Origin of the sequence: Streptomyces sp. NPDC101776 (assembly GCF_044766845.1) — a bacterium.
In the GTDB taxonomy this organism is placed as follows: Bacteria; Actinomycetota; Actinomycetes; order Streptomycetales; family Streptomycetaceae; genus Streptomyces.
The window spans coordinates 551,177-567,564 of the sequence record NZ_JBIWMV010000002.1 but is presented as its reverse complement, the minus strand read 5'-3'; the positions used below and the strand labels follow the sequence as shown (position 1 = coordinate 567,564).

The 16,388-nt window shown below is 70.8% G+C and carries 13 protein-coding genes; 8 read left to right on the top strand and 5 right to left on the bottom strand.

Going from position 1 to position 16,388, the window contains the following annotated elements:
• The first annotated feature begins 39 nt into the window (after window positions 1–39).
• Window positions 40–3,015 carry a beta-galactosidase gene (locus tag ACIRRY_RS08300; RefSeq protein WP_403969199.1) on the top strand — a complete coding sequence of 992 codons (2,976 nt, stop codon included), beginning with the start codon at window positions 40–42 and terminating at the stop codon, window positions 3,013–3,015.
• 5 nt (window positions 3,016–3,020) lie between these two features.
• On the opposite strand, the gene ACIRRY_RS08295 is transcribed toward ACIRRY_RS08300, so the two are convergent.
• Window positions 3,021–4,535: an alpha-N-arabinofuranosidase gene (locus tag ACIRRY_RS08295; protein ID WP_403969197.1), complete on the bottom strand. Its 1,515-nt coding sequence runs from the start codon at window positions 4,533–4,535 to the stop codon at window positions 3,021–3,023.
• Window positions 4,536–4,897: 362 nt separating this feature from the next.
• Between ACIRRY_RS08295 and ACIRRY_RS08290 the strand changes: the two genes are divergently transcribed.
• From ACIRRY_RS08290 to ACIRRY_RS08270, 5 genes are all read left to right on the top strand, one after another.
• Complete coding sequence (locus tag ACIRRY_RS08290; RefSeq protein WP_403970855.1) at window positions 4,898–6,124, top strand: DUF6545 domain-containing protein; 1,227 nt, start codon at window positions 4,898–4,900, stop codon at window positions 6,122–6,124.
• Window positions 6,125–6,153: 29 nt separating this feature from the next.
• On the top strand, window positions 6,154–6,699 hold the full coding sequence (locus ACIRRY_RS08285) for a toxin (RefSeq protein ID WP_403969195.1): 546 nt from the start codon (window positions 6,154–6,156) through the stop codon (window positions 6,697–6,699).
• Window positions 6,696–7,907 carry an MAB_1171c family putative transporter gene (locus tag ACIRRY_RS08280; protein ID WP_403969193.1) on the top strand — a complete coding sequence of 404 codons (1,212 nt, stop codon included), beginning with the start codon at window positions 6,696–6,698 and terminating at the stop codon, window positions 7,905–7,907. The genes ACIRRY_RS08285 and ACIRRY_RS08280 overlap by 4 nt, the downstream gene beginning before the upstream one ends.
• Complete coding sequence (locus tag ACIRRY_RS08275; protein ID WP_403969192.1) at window positions 7,904–9,079, top strand: MAB_1171c family putative transporter; 1,176 nt, start codon at window positions 7,904–7,906, stop codon at window positions 9,077–9,079. Before ACIRRY_RS08280 ends, ACIRRY_RS08275 begins: the two co-directional genes overlap by 4 nt.
• 64 nt (window positions 9,080–9,143) lie before the next feature.
• On the top strand, window positions 9,144–10,541 hold the full coding sequence (locus ACIRRY_RS08270) for an NAD(P)/FAD-dependent oxidoreductase (protein ID WP_403969190.1): 1,398 nt from the start codon (window positions 9,144–9,146) through the stop codon (window positions 10,539–10,541).
• 153 nt (window positions 10,542–10,694) lie between these two features.
• Here ACIRRY_RS08270 and ACIRRY_RS08265 read toward each other — a convergent pair whose 3' ends face one another.
• The 4 genes from ACIRRY_RS08265 to ACIRRY_RS08250 all read right to left on the bottom strand — a co-directional run bounded on the left by ACIRRY_RS08265 (window position 10,695) and on the right by ACIRRY_RS08250 (window position 13,841).
• On the bottom strand, window positions 10,695–11,537 hold the full coding sequence (locus ACIRRY_RS08265) for an SMP-30/gluconolactonase/LRE family protein (protein ID WP_403969188.1): 843 nt from the start codon (window positions 11,535–11,537) through the stop codon (window positions 10,695–10,697).
• Complete coding sequence (locus ACIRRY_RS08260) at window positions 11,534–12,307, bottom strand: IclR family transcriptional regulator (RefSeq protein ID WP_403969186.1); 774 nt, start codon at window positions 12,305–12,307, stop codon at window positions 11,534–11,536. Before ACIRRY_RS08260 ends, ACIRRY_RS08265 begins: the two co-directional genes overlap by 4 nt.
• 120 nt (window positions 12,308–12,427) lie before the next feature.
• Window positions 12,428–13,666, bottom strand: a complete 1,239-nt coding sequence (locus ACIRRY_RS08255; protein ID WP_403970853.1) for a helix-turn-helix domain-containing protein — start codon at window positions 13,664–13,666, stop codon at window positions 12,428–12,430.
• 22 nt (window positions 13,667–13,688) lie between these two features.
• Entirely contained in the window at window positions 13,689–13,841 is a 153-nt protein-coding gene (locus tag ACIRRY_RS08250) for a hypothetical protein (RefSeq protein ID WP_403969184.1), read from the bottom strand.
• Window positions 13,842–14,020: 179 nt separating this feature from the next.
• Here ACIRRY_RS08250 and ACIRRY_RS08245 point away from each other — a divergent pair, with 179 nt between their 5' ends.
• Window positions 14,021–14,998, top strand: a complete 978-nt coding sequence (locus ACIRRY_RS08245) for a DUF3068 domain-containing protein (RefSeq protein WP_403969182.1) — start codon at window positions 14,021–14,023, stop codon at window positions 14,996–14,998.
• 214 nt (window positions 14,999–15,212) lie between these two features.
• Window positions 15,213–16,367 (top strand): glycosyltransferase family 4 protein, encoded by a 1,155-nt coding sequence (locus ACIRRY_RS08240; RefSeq protein ID WP_403969181.1) that lies wholly within the window; start codon window positions 15,213–15,215, stop codon window positions 16,365–16,367.
• The last annotated feature ends 21 nt before the right edge of the window (window positions 16,368–16,388 follow it).

Sequence of the window (16,388 nt, the reverse complement as noted above, 5' to 3'; positions counted from 1 at the left end):
CACGTGCCGCCGACGGACCGCACCCGAAAGGAGCTTCCAGTGGAGCTGAGCAGGCGTACCTTCAGCACTCTCGCGGGCACGGCCGCGCTCGGACTCGCGCTGGGCGGTGGCAGCGCCGGTTCCCCGGACGCCTACGCCGCGCACGTCGTACCGACCGGCCCGCCGCCCGCCCCGCCGACCGCGGACGGGCAGCCGCACACGATCGGCTACGACCGCCACTCCCTGATCGTCGACGGCAGACGCCTGGTCCTGTGGTCGGGCGAGATGCACCCCTTCCGGCTGCCGAGCCCGTCCCTGTGGCGCGACGTCCTGCAGAAGATGCGCGCCTTCGGCTACAACGCGGTGAGCATCTACGTCGCGTGGAACTACCACTCCCCCGCCCAGGGCCACTACGACTTCACGGGCGTCCGCGACCTCGACCTGTTCCTGCGCACGGCCGCCGAGACCGGGCTGTACGTCATCCTGCGCCCGGGCCCGTACATCAACGCCGAGGTCGACGCGGGCGGCTTCCCCGGCTGGCTGACCGCCACCAAGGGCACGGCCAGGACGGCCGATCCGACGTACCTCTCGCACGTCGACGAGTGGCTGACGCAGGTCAACTCCATCGTCTCCAAGCACCTGTTCACCCAGGGCACGGGCACGGTCCTGCTCTACCAGATCGAGAACGAGTACGACGCCCAGACCACCCAGCCGACCGGCGCCGCCTACATGTCCCACCTGTACACGAAGGTGCGCGCCGACGGCATCGACGTCCCCCTGTTCCACAACGACAAGGGCCGCAACGGCTATTGGACCCCGGGGTCCTTCGACATCGGCGCCGACACGGGCGGTTGGCTGTACGGCTTCGACGGGTATCCCTCGCCGTCCCAACTGCCGCCGGACTGGGGGTACTTCGGGATCGGCGGGGCGAAGGGCGGAGCGACCGCGAGCCCCAAGACCCCTGGTTTCGTGCCGGAGTTCGGCGGCGGCTGGTTCGATCCGTGGGGCGGGTCGTGGTTCGAGGGCAAGGGGTACGCGGAGTCGCGCCGGACACGTGACGCGGCGTACGAGCGGCGCTTCTATCTCACCAACCTCGCCAACGGACTCACCCTGCACAACGTCTACATGACCTTCGGCGGCACCTCGTGGGGCTGGCTCCCGGCGCCGGTCGTCTACACGTCGTACGACTACGGCGCCGCCTTCGACGAGGGCCGCAGCGCGACGGCGAAGCTCGTGCCGATGCACCAGCTCGGCCACCTGCTGCGGACCGTGCCCGACTTCGCCAAGCTGGACCGGGCGGCGGACGTCAAGGCGGACGGCCTGAAGGTCTACCACCTCAGCAACGCCGACACGGGCGCCCATGTCTATGTCCTGCGCAACGACGGTACGGAGCAGGTCACGTCGACGCTGCCGACCGCCACCGACGACATCGAGGTCACCGTCCCGGCCCAGGACGCCCGCCTCCTCGTCACCCAACTCGCCCTGGGCGGGCGCAAGTTGAGGTATTCGACCGTCTCCCCGATGATGTCCCTGACCACCGGCCGCCAGGACCTCGCCGTGTTCGCCGGGGCGCGCGGAGAGATGGCCCACGTGGTGCTGGACTGCCCGGAGGAACCGGTGGTGACCCGGCTCGACGACCAGGCCGCCTGGGTGTGGGACCGCGGTCTCCTGCACGTCACCGTCCCGCTCGGCATCGGCGGCCTGACCCGGGTCCTCGTCCAGGCCGGGGGCGTCGACAACCCCCTCCTGCTGATGTTCGCCGACGAGGCCACGTCCGTACGCCTGTGGCCGTACGAGACCGGAGCGGGCACCGCGCTGGTCTACGGCCCGGCGCTGCTGCGCGAGGCCACGATCAGCGGGACGACCGCCCAGCTCACCGGCGACACCATCGGCGAGACCGGCCTCGAGGTGTGGGGCCCGCGCGGCCTCACCGACATGACCTGGAACGGGCGGGCCGTGCCCGCGACCGTCACCACCGCGGGCAGCCTGCGCTCGAACCCGGACGCGCTGCTGCCGGGGGTGCCCGCGGTACCGCTCCCCGCGCTCGACGGCTGGCGCCGGAAGGTGGAGAACCAGGAGGCCGCGGTCGCCTTCGACGACTCCAAGTGGACGGCGGCGAACAGGACTTCGACGTTCAGCACCACGGCCGTACCCACCGGGCAGCCGGTGCTCTTCGCGGACGACTACGGCTTCCACTACGGCGACGTCTGGTACCGGGGCCGCTTCACCACGAGCACCACCGACAGCGCGGAATCGGTGACCCTCGCCTACAGCACCGGCACCCAGGGGCTGCTGATGGCCTGGCTCGACGGGGTGCCGCTGGGCACGCACCGGATGCCGGTACCGACCACCAGCAGTGTGCGGCAGGGCAGTTGGACCGCGAAGGCGACCTTCACCGTCCCGGAGAAGCAGCGCGCGTCCGGCGCGCACGTCCTGTCCGTCCTGGTCCGGCGGATGCAGCACGACCAGGACGGCAAGGCCCTCGACACCCACAAGGTGGCGCGCGGCCTGACCGCGGCGACCTTCAAGGGCGCCTCCCCGAAGGTGAGTTGGCGCATCCAGGGCGCGGCGGCACCGGACCCGGTGCGCGGACCGCAGAACAACGGCGGCCTGTACGGCGAACGCGAGGGCTGGCATCTGCCGGACTTCCCCGACTCCGGCTGGGAGGCCGTCACCCTCCCCCGCGCCGACAAGCGGCAGGGCGTGGCCTGGTACCGGACCACCTTCAAGCTCGCCGTGGACAGCGGTATCGACGCCTCGATCGGCCTGGTCCTCGACGACGACGCGACGCGCGCCTACCGCGTCCAGATCTTCCTGAACGGCTGGAACATGGGCCAGTACATCAACGACGTGGGCCCCCAGCACACCTTCGCCCTGCCGAACGGCATCCTCCGCACCCGGGGCACCAACACCCTCGCGCTGGCCGTCCTGTCCGACGGCACCACACCGGCGGGCCCGAAGGACGTACGCCTGACGCTGCTGGGGAGCGCGGCCGGAGGAGTACCGGTCTCGCCGGTGGCCTCCCCCGGCCGCTGACCACCTCAGGCCAGCCGGATCACGTTCCAGGACAGCGGCTCCAGTACGGCGGTCAGGGTGCCGTCCTGGAGGGCGGTGCCCTCGACCGGGTGCGGGGCCACCCGCTCCGGGTCCGCCAGGGTGTTGCGGGCGTCCGGGTCGGCGTCCGCGAGCGCGCTGTGCTCGACGACCGAGGTCAGGTCCAGGCCGTTCAGGGCGACTTGGAGCGGGAGGGACTCGGTGCGGCTGCGGTTGACGGCGAACACCGTGACCGAGCCGTCCTCGCCGCGCACGGCGGTGGCGTGCAGCAGGTCGGTCTCGCCGTACTGCTTCGTCTCGTGCTTCGGGGAGTCCACGCGGACGTCCAGGACCTGGCCGCGGCCGTACTGGGAAGCCTGGGCGAAGGGGAAGAAGGTCGTCTGCCGCCAGGCCGGGCCGCCCGGTTCGGTCATGATCGGGGCGATGACGTTGACGAGCTGGGCAAGGCAGGCGACGGTGACGCGGTCCGCGTGCCGGAGCAGGGCGATCATGAGCGAGCCGAAGACGACCGCGTCCATGACGCTGTAGCTGTCCTCCAGCAGGCGCGGGGCCTCCGGCCAGTCGGCCGGGTCCGCGTTCTTCGTGTGCTCCTCCCAGTCCGCCGTGTACCAGACGTTCCACTCGTCGAAGGAGAGGTTGATCCTCTTCTTCGACTTGAGGCGGGCGCCCACGTGGTCGGCGGTCGCGACCACGTTGTCGATGAAGGACTCCATGTCGACGGCGGAGGCGATGAAGGAGTCGAGGTCGCCGTCGAGCGGCTGGTAGTAGGCGTGCAGCGAGATGTAGTCGACCAGGTCGTAGGTCTCCTGGAGGACCGTCGCCTCCCACTCGGCGAAGGTCGGCATGGCCTGCGCGGAGGAGCCGCAGGCGACGAGTTCGACGTCGGCGTCGATCTGGCGCATCGCGCGGGCCGTCTCGGCGGCGATCCTGCCGTACTCCTCGGCGGTCTTGTGGCCGGTCTGCCAGGGGCCGTCCATCTCGTTGCCGAGACACCAGACCCTGATGCCGAAGGGGTCCTTGTCGCCGTGCGCGATCCGCTGCTCCGCGAGGGCGGTGCCGGCGGGGTGGTTGGCGTACTCCTGGAGTTCGAGGGCCTCGGCTACGCCCCGGGTGCCGAGGTTGATCGCCATCATCGGCTCCGCCTGGGGGCCGACCTTCTTGAGGAACGCGATGTACTCGGAGAGGCCGAAGCGGTTCGTCTCCGTCGAGCGCCAGGCGAGGTCGAGGCGGCGGGGGCGGTCCTCGGCGGGGCCCACCGAGTCCTCCCACTTGTAGCCGGAGACGAAGTTGCCGCCGGGGTAGCGGATGGCTGTGACGCCGAGTTCGCGGACGAGGTCGAGGACGTCCGTGCGGAGGCCTTCGGCGTCCGCGGTGGGGTGGTCGGGTTCGAAAATGCCGGTGTAGACGCAGCGGCCGAGGTGTTCCACGAACGAGCCGAAGAGGCGGGGGTTGACTTCGCCGATCGTGAAGGCCGGGTCGAGAGTGAAGCGGGCGGTGCTCATGTGCGCCTTTCGGGGGGAGTGGCTTGTGTTTCGTTGGCGAGTGCGGGTGCGCTGTGGCTGGTCGCGCAGTTCCCCGCGCCCCTAAAACAAAAACCTCAGGCGGCCGTGTTGTTCGAAATACCGTATATCGCTCGCATCCTCGAACAAGACCCTAAAAAGTCACCGCGCTCGCGTCAATGGGTTGGCCACTGTGCACGTTTCATTCTCGGGGGCGATTTCCGGACACAGCGGTCGTTCCCGGTCCCACAACGGCCATCGAACGACATGACGTCGGCAGTTGTGGGCGCGTAACCTCGGACCGGCTGTGCAGCGGACGGCGGGAAGGGGGAGCGTACGACGTGGTGACGACCTTCCTCGGCGAGATGTACACGTCGTTCGTGTGGATCCCCACCACGGTCCTCGCCGCCGCCCTCGCGCTGAAGCTGCCGGCGATCATCCGGCTGTGGCGGGACCCGCTGCTGCGGGCGGTCGGGGGGCTGTTGCTGCTCGCCTGCGTGCTGTTCGTGTTCGTGACGCCCTCGGTCATCGGCTGGACCAACCGGGTCACCGGAGTGCCCAACTTCTCGGCGCCGTGGGTGTATTCGCTGCTCATGGCGTTCAGCGGGGCCGGGTTACTGCTCCTGGTGGCCTGGCGCAACGGACTGTCCGACCGTTCGAACGCGACCCGGCGCGCCAGACGCTGGGTCATCTCCGTCCACTCGGGCGTGATCGTGGCGCTGTGGGTGCTGTTCGCCCTCGCCGACGTGCCCGTGGAGCGGGTGCGGGACCTGGACACGTACTACGCGAACACGCCATTCATGCGCGAGGAGATCCTGCTCTATCTGCTCGCGCACACCGCGGCCGTGCTGATCACCGTGCGGCTCATCTGGAACTGGGTGCGCGCGGACGGACTGCACGGCTGGCTGCGCTGGGGACTGATGTTCCTGGGCGCCGGTTACGCAGCGGACCTCGTCTACGATCTCGCCAAACTCACGGCGGTGACGGCCCGTTGGACCGGCCACGACCTCGACGCGCTCAGCACGGACCTCGCCCCGTGCGCGGCCTGCCTCGCCGCCGTCCTGACCGCCGTCGGTTTCATCCTGCCGCACACCGGCCAGTACCTGCACGACCGGCTGCGCGTCCGCCTCGCCCACCACCGCCTGCGGCCGCTCTACGTCCTGATGCGCACCGTCGACGGCGACGGCGTCCCCTTCGTGCTGTGCGCCGCACCCGAACTGCGCCTGACCCGACGGGAGACGTACATCCGCGACGTCCTCCTCCCCCTCGCCCGCCACCTCGACGAGGACCTCCGCACCCGCGCTCAACTCGCCGCCCTCCGGCTCGGCTGCACACCGTCCCGCGCGAAGGCCCTCGCGGCGGCGGTGGCGATCCTGGACGCCGTCGACTCCGCGGGCCTCCCCCCGCGGCACGACACCAGGACCGGCCACCCCGACACCGCCGACCTCCTCCAGGAGATCGGCCCCGTCTCCCGGGCCCTGCGCCACCACGACACGATCGCCGCGATACGCGCGATGGTGCGGGGCGGAGGGACGGGGGCCGGTGCGGCGGAGCGGGCCGGTACCGCCCGCGCCAACCCGGCGGGTGGCTGAGTCGGCGAATGTCCTGGCATATTGCAGCGGTGCGCACGAAGAAGGAGATGCGCCGGTTCGCCGGTACCCTCATCGACCCCATGCGCGTCCCGGTCCCCGCCGATCCCGAGGCCCTGTTCGACGCGCTGGTCGACTCCGTCACGCGCTGGCGGGGGCGTGAGGTCGTGGTCCGCCGCGAGGTGTTCCCGCCGCACACCGCCAGCGGGCTGTGGCTGGAGGGCGACACCTACGACGTCATCGTCATCGACAAACGGGCCGCCGCCTGGCACCAGATCGTCATCTTCTGCCACGAGGTGTGGCACATGCACCAGCGCACCGCCGACCCCTCCCCCACACCCGGCCCGGCCGCCGACGGCAGCCCCCGACCCGTCGCCGCCCGCACCGACTTCAGCCTCGCAGACGAACAAGAGGCGGACAGGTTCGGCATGTTGATGAGCGGACGGCTGCGGCCGTGGCTGGAGGCCGCGGCGGCCGTGGACTCCGCGCACGACCCCGCCGTAGCCGACGACGGGACGCAGGACGGGCTCGCCGGGCGTATCGGAGCCGCCCTCAACTATCGCGGGAACAGACAATGAGCGGCCTGATCAACTACCTGAGCTGCGGCCTGTTGTGGCTGGGCGTGCTCGTGAAGGCCCCGGATCTCCTACGCCACTGGCGCGACCCCTATCTCCGGGTCATCTGTGTGCTCCTCGGCCTGGCCGGGGCCTGCTTCTTCCTCGGGGCGCCGCCCACCGTCGGCGCGATCAACCACTTCAGCGGCGTCACGAACCTGGCCGCCCCGCTGACGTACGCGTCGATCACCGCGTACAGCGCCTCCTCCCAGGTCCTGATCGTCTACTGGCGGGGCGGACCGCACGTCCACCGCACCGCCCGCCGCTGGATCGTGGCGTACACGATCATCCTCATCGGCATCGCCGTGATGTTCGCGCTCGGGCACACCCCGGTGGAGCGCCGCACGGACCTGGACACCTACTACGCGAGGACGCCGTTCATCTCCGAGATGATCGTGCTGTACCTGTCCGGGCACCTCGCCGCCGTCAGTGTCACCACGGTGTCGGCGCTGCGCTGGGCCCGGCAGGTGCGCGGCTGGCTGCGCGCGGGGCTGATCACGCTGGGCGTCGGTTCGCTGTGCGGCGCCGGGTACAGCGTGACCAAGTTCGCGGCGGTGATCGCCAGTTGGTGCGGACAGGACTGGACGAAGCTCGGTACGACGGTCTCGCCGGCCGCCGCCGGACTGGGCGCGGTGCTGATCGTCGTCGGGGTGCTGATCCCGCTCGGCGGCCCCCGGCTGACCCAGTGGTGGCAGGCGAGACGGACCTACGCCCGGCTCGAACCGCTGGAGCACGAGCTGGACGAACTCCTCACCCGCCGTGCGCTACGGCTGCCCCGGCCGCGCTGGTCCTCGCCCGCGACCCGGCTGGTGTGGCGGCAGACCAGCATCCACAACGCGCTCGGCCACCTCGACGCGTTCTTCGACCGGGCCCTGTACGAGCGGACCTCGGAGGCCACGGCGCGCACGACGGGCGACCCGGAGCGGGCCGAGGCAACCGCGTGGGCGGCGGTCGTCGCCGCGGCCGTGGTCGAGGAGCGGAGCCGTGACACCGAGGAAGCGGAACACGCGAGGGATCCGCGCCTCACGCCCGCCGACGGACCGGGCCGGCTCCCCGACCGGGCCCCCGGCACCGCCCTCCTCCCGTACATCGCGGACGCGCTGACCCGGTCCCCGCTCGTCACCGCCGCCCGGGTCCGCACCGGGACGACGGAAGGGAGTTCACGGGCATGAGCCTCATGGTGTATCTCGCCGCCGCCGTCTTCGGACTGTCCTGCACCGTCCTGCTGCGCCGGCCGCTGAGCGTCCCGCGCGACCCGCTGACCGTGTCCACCTGCGCGGCGATCGTCCTCGGCGCCCTGGGCCTGGTCTGCGCCGCGCCGCCGACCCTGAGCGCGGTCAACGGCCTGACCGGCATCCCGAACTTCGGCGCCCCGCTCACCTACGGGATGATCTCCGCGTACAGCTGCTCCCTGCTGATCCTGCTGTTCCAGTGGCGGGGCGGCTCCCCCGCCTGCATCCGCCGCATGGTGCTGCGCGGCATCGCCGCCTACGCCGCGCTGATCGTCACCATCGTCGTACTGTTCGCGCTGGCAGACCCGACCACCGAGCGGCTCACCGACCTCGACACGTACTACGCCAACACGCCCTACATGCGCGAGATGATCGTGCTCTATCTGCTCGGGCACAGCGCGGCCACCCTCGCGATGTGCGCCGTGTGCGTCTCCTGGGCCCGGGAGGTCACCGGCCTGCTGCGGACCGGGCTGCAACTGATCCTGATCGGCACCCTGTTGGACGTGGTCGGCTTCCAGCTCACCAAGTACACGGCGGTGGTGGCCCGTTGGACCGGTCACAACCTCGACTTCCTGTCCACCGGGGTCGCCCCGCCGATGGCCTCGCTGGCCGCCCTGACCTGCTCCGCCGGCTTCGCCCTGCCCCGGCTGCTGCCCACGGCCCACACGCACTGGCGCTACCTCGACGACCTGCGCAGACTGGGCCCGCTGTGGTCGGAGGTCCGCTTCGCGTCCATCGCCCCGAAGCCGCCCAGCGCGCTCTGGCAGCTCCCCCGGATGCGGCTGCACTGGCGGGAAGTGTCCATCCACGACGGCCTGTTGGCGCTCGCCCCGTACTTCGACGACCGGCTGCGCGAACGCACCCGGGACACCGCCCTGCACGAGGGCCGCTCCGCGCACGAGGCCCGGGTGGTCGCCGAGGCCGCGATGGTGGCCGACGCCGCCCGCCGCGCCGCCGCCCGCGAGGAACCCTTCGACACCCCGAGCACCTACCGGCTCTACGCCACGGAGGTCTCCGACACCTGCGGTCTGGTCGAGTTGGCGCGGGCGCTGACCCGGTCCCGGCTCGCCGCGGCCGAACCGCGCGGTACGGTGAAGGCCACCCCCCGTTGAGCCAACCCCTGTTGACCGCTGCCCGGCCCAACACCCTTGCTTCCCGGCCGACTTGAGGAGCCCCATGTCGCGCAGAGCTGTCGTCGTCGGTGCCGGACTGGCCGGCGTACTGGCCGCGGCCGCGTTGTCCGCGCACGCGGACGAGGTGATCGTGCTGGACCGGGACGAGCTGCCCGCCGGGCCGGAGCACCGCAAGGGTCTCCCGCAGGGACGCCACGCGCATCTGCTGATGTCCGGCGGCCTGGCCGCGATGGAGGACCTCGTCCCCGGCGTGAGCGTGCGCGGCCGACTGCTGGACGCGGGCGCCCACGAGATATCCCTCAACTCGGGCATGGTCGCGCTGACCCCGGAGGGCTGGCTGCGCCGCTGGCGGCACCCCGGCCCGCGCATGCTCACGTGCAGCCGCGCCCTGCTGGACTGGGTGGTGCGCGAGGCGGTCCTGGCCGGCACGAAGACGGAGATCCGCAGGGCCCAGGCTCTCCAACTCCTCGGCGACGCCCGGCAGATCACCGGCGTCCGCATCTCGACGGAGACTGGAGAAGCGGACCTCGACGCCGACTTCGTGGTCGACGCGAGCGGCCGAGGCTCCCGGATCACGCACTGGCTGGAAGCGCTGGGCGTGACCGGCGTCGAGGAACGAACGGTCGACTCCGGCCTGGTCAACGCGACCCGTGTCTACCGCCGTCCCGAGGGCGCCGAGCACTTCCCCCTCACGATCCTCCAGGCGAACCCGTACGTGTCCCGGCCGGGCCGCGCGGGGATGGTCCTGCCCATCGAGGGCGACCGCTGGATGGTCAGCCTCGCCGGCACCCGAGGCGCCGAACCGCCCGCCGACCCGGACGGCTTCGCCCAGTACATGCGCGACCTCCCGGACCCCATCCTCGCCCGCCTGGTCTCCGGCGCCGAACCCCTCACCGACGTACACACCAGCCACAGCACGCACAACTCCCGCCGCTACCTGGAAAAGATCCGGGACTGGCCCGAGGGCCTGGTCGTCCTCGGCGACGCCCTCGCCACCTTCAACCCGGCCTACGGACAAGGCATGTCGGTGGCGGCTCTCGGCGCCCGGATCCTCTCCCGCGAACTGGACGAAGAGGGCTTCACCGCCCCTGCCCTCGCCACCAAGGTCCAGCACGGAGTCGCCACCCCGGTGGAGGGCGCCTGGGCGATGGCGGTGGGCCAGGACATCTGGTACCCCGCGACAAAGGGCCCCGCCCCCACGACGGCCGACCGCCTGATCACCGGTTACTCCCGCCGCCTGTTGAAGGCAGCGACCGGTTCCTACCCCGCGGCGGCGGCGTTGGCGAGGGTAACCAGCATGGAGGCAGACGCATCGACCCTGATGCACCCCGGCCCCCTGCTCTCAGCCCTCAACGGCCCACTCCTGCCGCCGCTTTCGGGCCCACCACTGACACCGGCGGAGAGAGAAACACTGGAGGCCTTGGGCAGCGCAGGGGGCTGAACTCCCTTAGGCGCGCGGGGCGGTATCAATTTGCGGGACCGGTGTTTTAGGGCGCGGGGCTGCCGACTTGATCCCTACGCGAGCCGGATCGCTTTTAGGGGCGCGGGGAACTGCGCGCCCAGCCACAACGCACCCGCACCCGAAACTCAACCCTCACCCCCCAAATGCGGCCTGCGCCAACCCCTTCCCCGCCCCCGGCACCACCAACAGCGACCCGGCAACAGGATGCGGCGACGAAAGCCCCACCCGAGCAGTAGTCACGTACAGGTCACTCAAATCCGCGCCCCCGAACGCGCACGCGGTGACAAGCGAAGTCGGCAAGGACACCACCCGCTCCAACTCACCGTCCGGCGTATACCTCCGCACGGCACTCCCACCCCACAACGCCACCCACACACACCCATCGGCATCGACGGTCAGCCCATCAGGAAACCCCGCCCCCGCCTCGACCTCAGCGAAGCGCCTCCGCTTGGACACCCGCCCGTCCGCGTACTCGAACACATCGATCCGCCGCGTAGGAGAGTCGATGTAGTACATGAGCGAGCCGTCCGGACTCCACCCCGTCCCGTTGCTCACCGCCACGTCGTCAAGGATCAGCCGCACAGACCCGTCCCCGGCGACCCGCGACAACGTCCCCCCGCACGCCGCCTCGTCGTACCGCATGGTCCCCACCCACAACGCCCCGTCGGGCGCGACGGCCGCGTCATTGGCCCGCCGCCCGGCAACAGGCTCCCGGTGCAACCACCGGAACTCCCCATCGGGATCGACAAGACCGACCCCGTCCCGGAGATTGAGAACCAGCCCCCCACCCACCCGAGGCTTCGCCGCGCCCACATGCTGATCGGTCACCCGCACCGTACGAACGCCGGACACGGGATCGTACGTATGCACCCGGGACCCGAGGATGTCGATCCAGATCAGCCGCCCGGCCGCCGCGTCCCACGTCGGCCCCTCCCCGAGCGTCGCCTCCGCCCGTACCGCCACCTCGTACGTCATCCCACACTCCGATGTCCGAGCCGCTCCGACAGTTCGGCGGCACCCTTCACGGCGAGCTGCTCCAGTTCGTCCCGGCGCCCGTCGCTCCAGCGGATCATGGGGACGGAGATGGACAGCGCGGCGACGACCTGTCCGGCCCGGTCACGGACCGGCGCGGCCACACACGACACGTCCGGATTCGACTCCCGGCTCTCGACCGCGACCCCCCGCTCCCGGATCTCGGCGAGCGCCTCCCGCAGCGCGCCCGGCTCGACGATGCTGTTCGGTGTCATCGCGACCAGCGACGCCCCGGCCGGGATACGCGCGGACAGCTCCGGCTCGGGAAGCGAGGCCAGCAGCATCTTGCCCACGGAGGTGCAGTGCGCGGGCAGCCGACGGCCCGCCGCCGACACCATGCGCACCGCGTGCGTGGAGTCGACCTTGGCGATGTAGATCACGTCGGTGCCTTCGAGGATGGCCACGTGCACGGTCTCGTCGCAGGTCTCGGCGACGGACCGGGCGACCTGCTGCCCCTCGGCGGCGAGGTCGAGCTGCTCGGCGTACCTGCTCCCGAGCTGGTACGGACGGACTCCGAGCCGGTAGCGTCCGGGTTGACCGGGCACGGGCACGATGTACGACCGGGCGGAGAGCGTGGTGACCAGTTCGTGCACGGTCGTGCGCGGCAGTTGCAGCTTGCGCACGATGTCGGGGGCGGAGAGGGTCCCGTCCCCGTCGAGGAAGAGCTCAAGAATGTCGAGAGCCCGGGTCACGGCAGGTACGAGGCGTCCCACACCGGCCCCCTTCTTAGAGTGGTATCGACTGGCGTGTTCGAAATTTCAACTGACGATCGGGATAACGAACACAGGCTAGCCATAGAGGGTTGCACGGGCAATGGTCGCGTGACCACGCGACTACCGACCGGCCCTGGGATCGCCCAGTTCACCACGCAACCGCCGCGCGCGCAGCACGAGTTCGAGCTCGAACCGGCGGTCCGGATGGTCGATCTCGTCCCCCCACAGTTCCCGGATCTGCCGCAGGCGGTACCGCACGGTCTGCGGATGCACCCCGAGCCGCGCGGCCACCTCCGGCGCCCCGCCGCGCGTCTCCAGCCACGCCAGCAGGGTCTCCGAGAGCCGCCGCCCGTGCGTCGGCCCGCAGTGCTCCAGCGGCGCCAGACACCGCAGCGCGAGATCGTCGATCAGCTCCTCCGGCTGGAGCAGGACCAGCGCCTCGGTGTGCTCGGTGCAGTACAGAACACCCCCGCCCGGCAACAGCCCCCGCTCCATCAGCCCTACGGCGGCCTCGGCCCAGCGCGCCGACTTCACCGCGTCGGCCAACGGCACCGGCGGCCCGATCGCCCCGGCCCAGCCGGTCAGCGCCCGGTGCAGCAGCTCGGGCCGCCCGGCGGCATCCGGTTCGGGGACGACCATGCGGGGCTGCTCGTACTCCATGTCGAGCAGCACCTCCTGCCCCACGGCGGGGGCGACCGCCTCGCGGGCCGGGCGCAGCAGGACACCCACGGAGACCTTGTCGGGCAGCGGCCAGCCGATCCGGGCGGCACGTTCCGCGAGGGCCTCGGCGGGGTCGCCGCGATGGTGCTCGGCGAGGAGGAGTTCCATGAGCCGCCGCTGGAGACGCAGCCGCTCCCCCGCCTGCCGGGCGGCGGCCTCCGCGTACCCGCGCACGGACTGGTCGACCAGCCCGTCCAGATACTCGTAGCCCGCGTCGACGAGCTCGTACATCGCGGGTGGCGGGATCTCCACGCGCTGACCGATCTCGGCCAGCCGGCGCCAGGCGAGCCGTACGCCCATCCGGTAGATCGCCTGGAGTGCGTCGAGGCTGCGGCCGTGCAGGCCCTCACCGCGCCCGAACTCCTGGAAGACGCCCGGCGGTACGGTCGGACGGCCCTCGGCGGTCTCCAGGTGCTGGACGAACACCTCGATGGCGCGGCGAATGCCGACCAGGGCCATGGGTTCGCCCGACTCGTCCTCGACCAGCGGCAGTTGGGGGTGCTCGCGACGGATCTCGCGCAGGATCTCCTCGGCGAGCGCGGGCGCCTCGGCCATGGCGATCGCCGCGAACTCCCGCACCTGGAGGCGCGGTACGTCGTGCCACGCCGAGCGGGCCGTCACGGTCGCCGGGCGGGCCATCGCCGGATGGGCGGCCACGGGGTCAACTCCCTTGGCCCGCTTGCTCGTACGTGACCAGCGGCGTGTTCGGCTGTTCGGGTCCGGCGTCGAGCAGCGCGACGATGCCGAGCGCGGCGCCGACGGCGAGGGCGGCGGCCAGGGCGATGGTGAGCGCGGCGGCGAGCAGTCTGGACATGGCGGGGTCGGCCTCTCTGTCCTGAGGTCCAGGACGCGACTTCCGTCCTGAGGTCCGTGCGCCAGCCCCTGCCCGTCGGCCCAGTGTCGGCAGACATTGACACTCCGTCAAGGGGCGCCTACGGTTCCCGGCCCAAGAGCGGCCCGAACTCCGAAACCAACCCTCACTGGAGTGTCCGGATGCGCCGTACAGCCTCTCCATTTTCCTTGATCCTGCTGGGAATTGGCACGTTTCTGCTGGTCCTGGCGCCGCTGCTGGCGTGGTACGTCGAGCCGCGGGCCGCCGTCACCCCGATCGACATCGACACGACCGCCGTCTACCGGGGCACCGGAAGCTACTTCGACACCGGCGAGTTGCGGACGGTCGACGACCAGCGGATCACCGTGACCCAGCAGGTGCGCGGCGAGGTCGCGGACAGCGAGAGGAGCGGGGCGGCGGTCTGGGACGTCACCACGACCGTCGACACCGACAAGTCCCTGCCGGCCGCCGATCCGCACGACGCGCTGGAGTTCTTCCCCAACCGCTGGGTCACGGACCGTAGAACCAACAAGCCGGTGCACTGCTGCCACGAGAACCCGTACTTCGAGGGCGACGCCTTCCTGAAGTTCCCGTTCGACGTGCGGAAACAGCCCTACCAGTGGTGGGACAACTCCCTTGGCGCGACGGTTACTTTGCGCTACTCCGGGACCAAGAAGGTGCAGGGCTACTCGGGTTACGTCTTCAAGGGCACCGTCCCGCCCACGAAGATCGGCACCCGCCTGGTCCCCGGCAGCCTCGTCGACCAGCCGAAGTCCCCGCAGATACTGGCCGAGGAGTGGTACTCCAACCACGGCATCGAGCTGATCGTCGACCAGCGCACCGGCCGGGTGATCTACGCCCGGACCGGCCCCCGGCGCACCCTCCGCGCCCCCGACCACGCCTACGACGCGGTCCTCCTCCTGGACGCCGACAAGCTCGCCTTCACCACCGCCACGCAGCGGGAACAGGTGAAACTGGCGAAGCGGGAGAGCGGTCAACTGCGCCTGGTGGGGTGGTCGTTGCCGATCGGTGCCGCTGTGGCCGGATTCGTCCTCGCCGTGGTGGGTGGCGCTCTGGTGCTACGCGGCCGTCGGCGCCCGGAATCCACCATCTCGTCCGAGTATCCGCCCACGATGTGACGTGACGTCAGTTCTAACAACCCCGGAAATTGTCATGTGGGTGAGTAGCCGTCGGGAACGGCGGGGCGAAAACTGTCCAACCCACCCCGGGCACAGCCCGCCCACAGAACTCCGCACCGTGTCCCGCCCGTTCCCGCCCCCCACCCCGCAGAACCTCGTAGAACCCAGCAGAGTTCCGCCAGAGTTCCGCACCCTGAGACGAGTTGGAGCACCCATGCCCCAGCACGTGCCCCATCCGCTGCGCGCCGCGTTTCCCCAGGTCGCGCAGCACCCCCCGGCGCCGGTGCCGCAACCTCGCCGGATCGTCTTCCTCGCCCACCGGGACCTCGACAATCCCCAGGCCGGCGGCTCCGAACTCCTCGTGGACAGACTCGCCGACGGCCTGACCCGGCTCGGTCACCAGGTGACCCTGTTGTGCGGGGGCCCGGCCTCGTACCGCGACTACCGCGTGATCTCCGCCGGCGGTGCCTACGGTCACTTTCTGCGGGCCCGCACCGCGTTCGCCCAACAGGTCGGCGACTGCGATCTGTTGGTCGAGGTGTGCAACGGGATGCCGTACTTCGCACCCGTGTGGCATCGCGGGCCGACCCTGTGTCTGGTCAACCATGTCCACACGGATCTGTGGAAGATGCGGTTCGGCGGGCCGATGGCGCCGGCCGCGCGGATCGGCAGACGGCTGGAGCAGTGGGCGTTGACCGGGGCGCAGCGTCGTGGCCTGTTGGTCGCGGTCTCTCCGTCCACCGCGCGGGCGTTGCGGGGGATCGGGGTGGAGCGGTCGCGGATTCGGGTCGTCCACAACGGGGTTGAGGAGCCGGGGCCTCTCGTCGCGCGTTCGGTGGAGCCGTTGTTCGTCGTGGTGGGGCGGCTTGTCGAGTACAAGCGGGTCGAGCTGTTGCTGCGGTTGTGGGAGCGGGTACGTCCCGTGGTTGGCGGGCGGTTGATGGTCGTGGGTGATGGGCCTGAGCGGGAGCGGTTGGAGCGGCTTGCCGGTCCCGGGGTCTCGTTCACCGGGCATGTTTCTGAAGCGCGTAAGCATGAACTTCTCTGTGCTGCCTGGCTGTTGCTGCATCCGTCCGCGTTGGAGGGGTGGGGGCTCGTGGTGACGGAGGCCGCTGCTCGGGAGACTCCTGCGGTTGCGTTCGACGTACCCGGGTTGCGTGACTCTGTTGTCGACGGCGAGACGGGGGTGCTGGCCTGTGGTGAGTCGTCCTTCGCGGCGGCGTGGTGTGCGCTTTCGCTGTCCGCGTATCGCCGTGAGGTGATGGGCAAGGCTGCGCGTGATCTTGCGGGGCGTTATCGGTGGGATCGGACGGTCAGACAGTTTCGATCGGTGGCCGGGGAGGCGGTGAGGGGTTGGGGGGCGTTGTGAGTTGGCTGCGGGTGCGTGGGG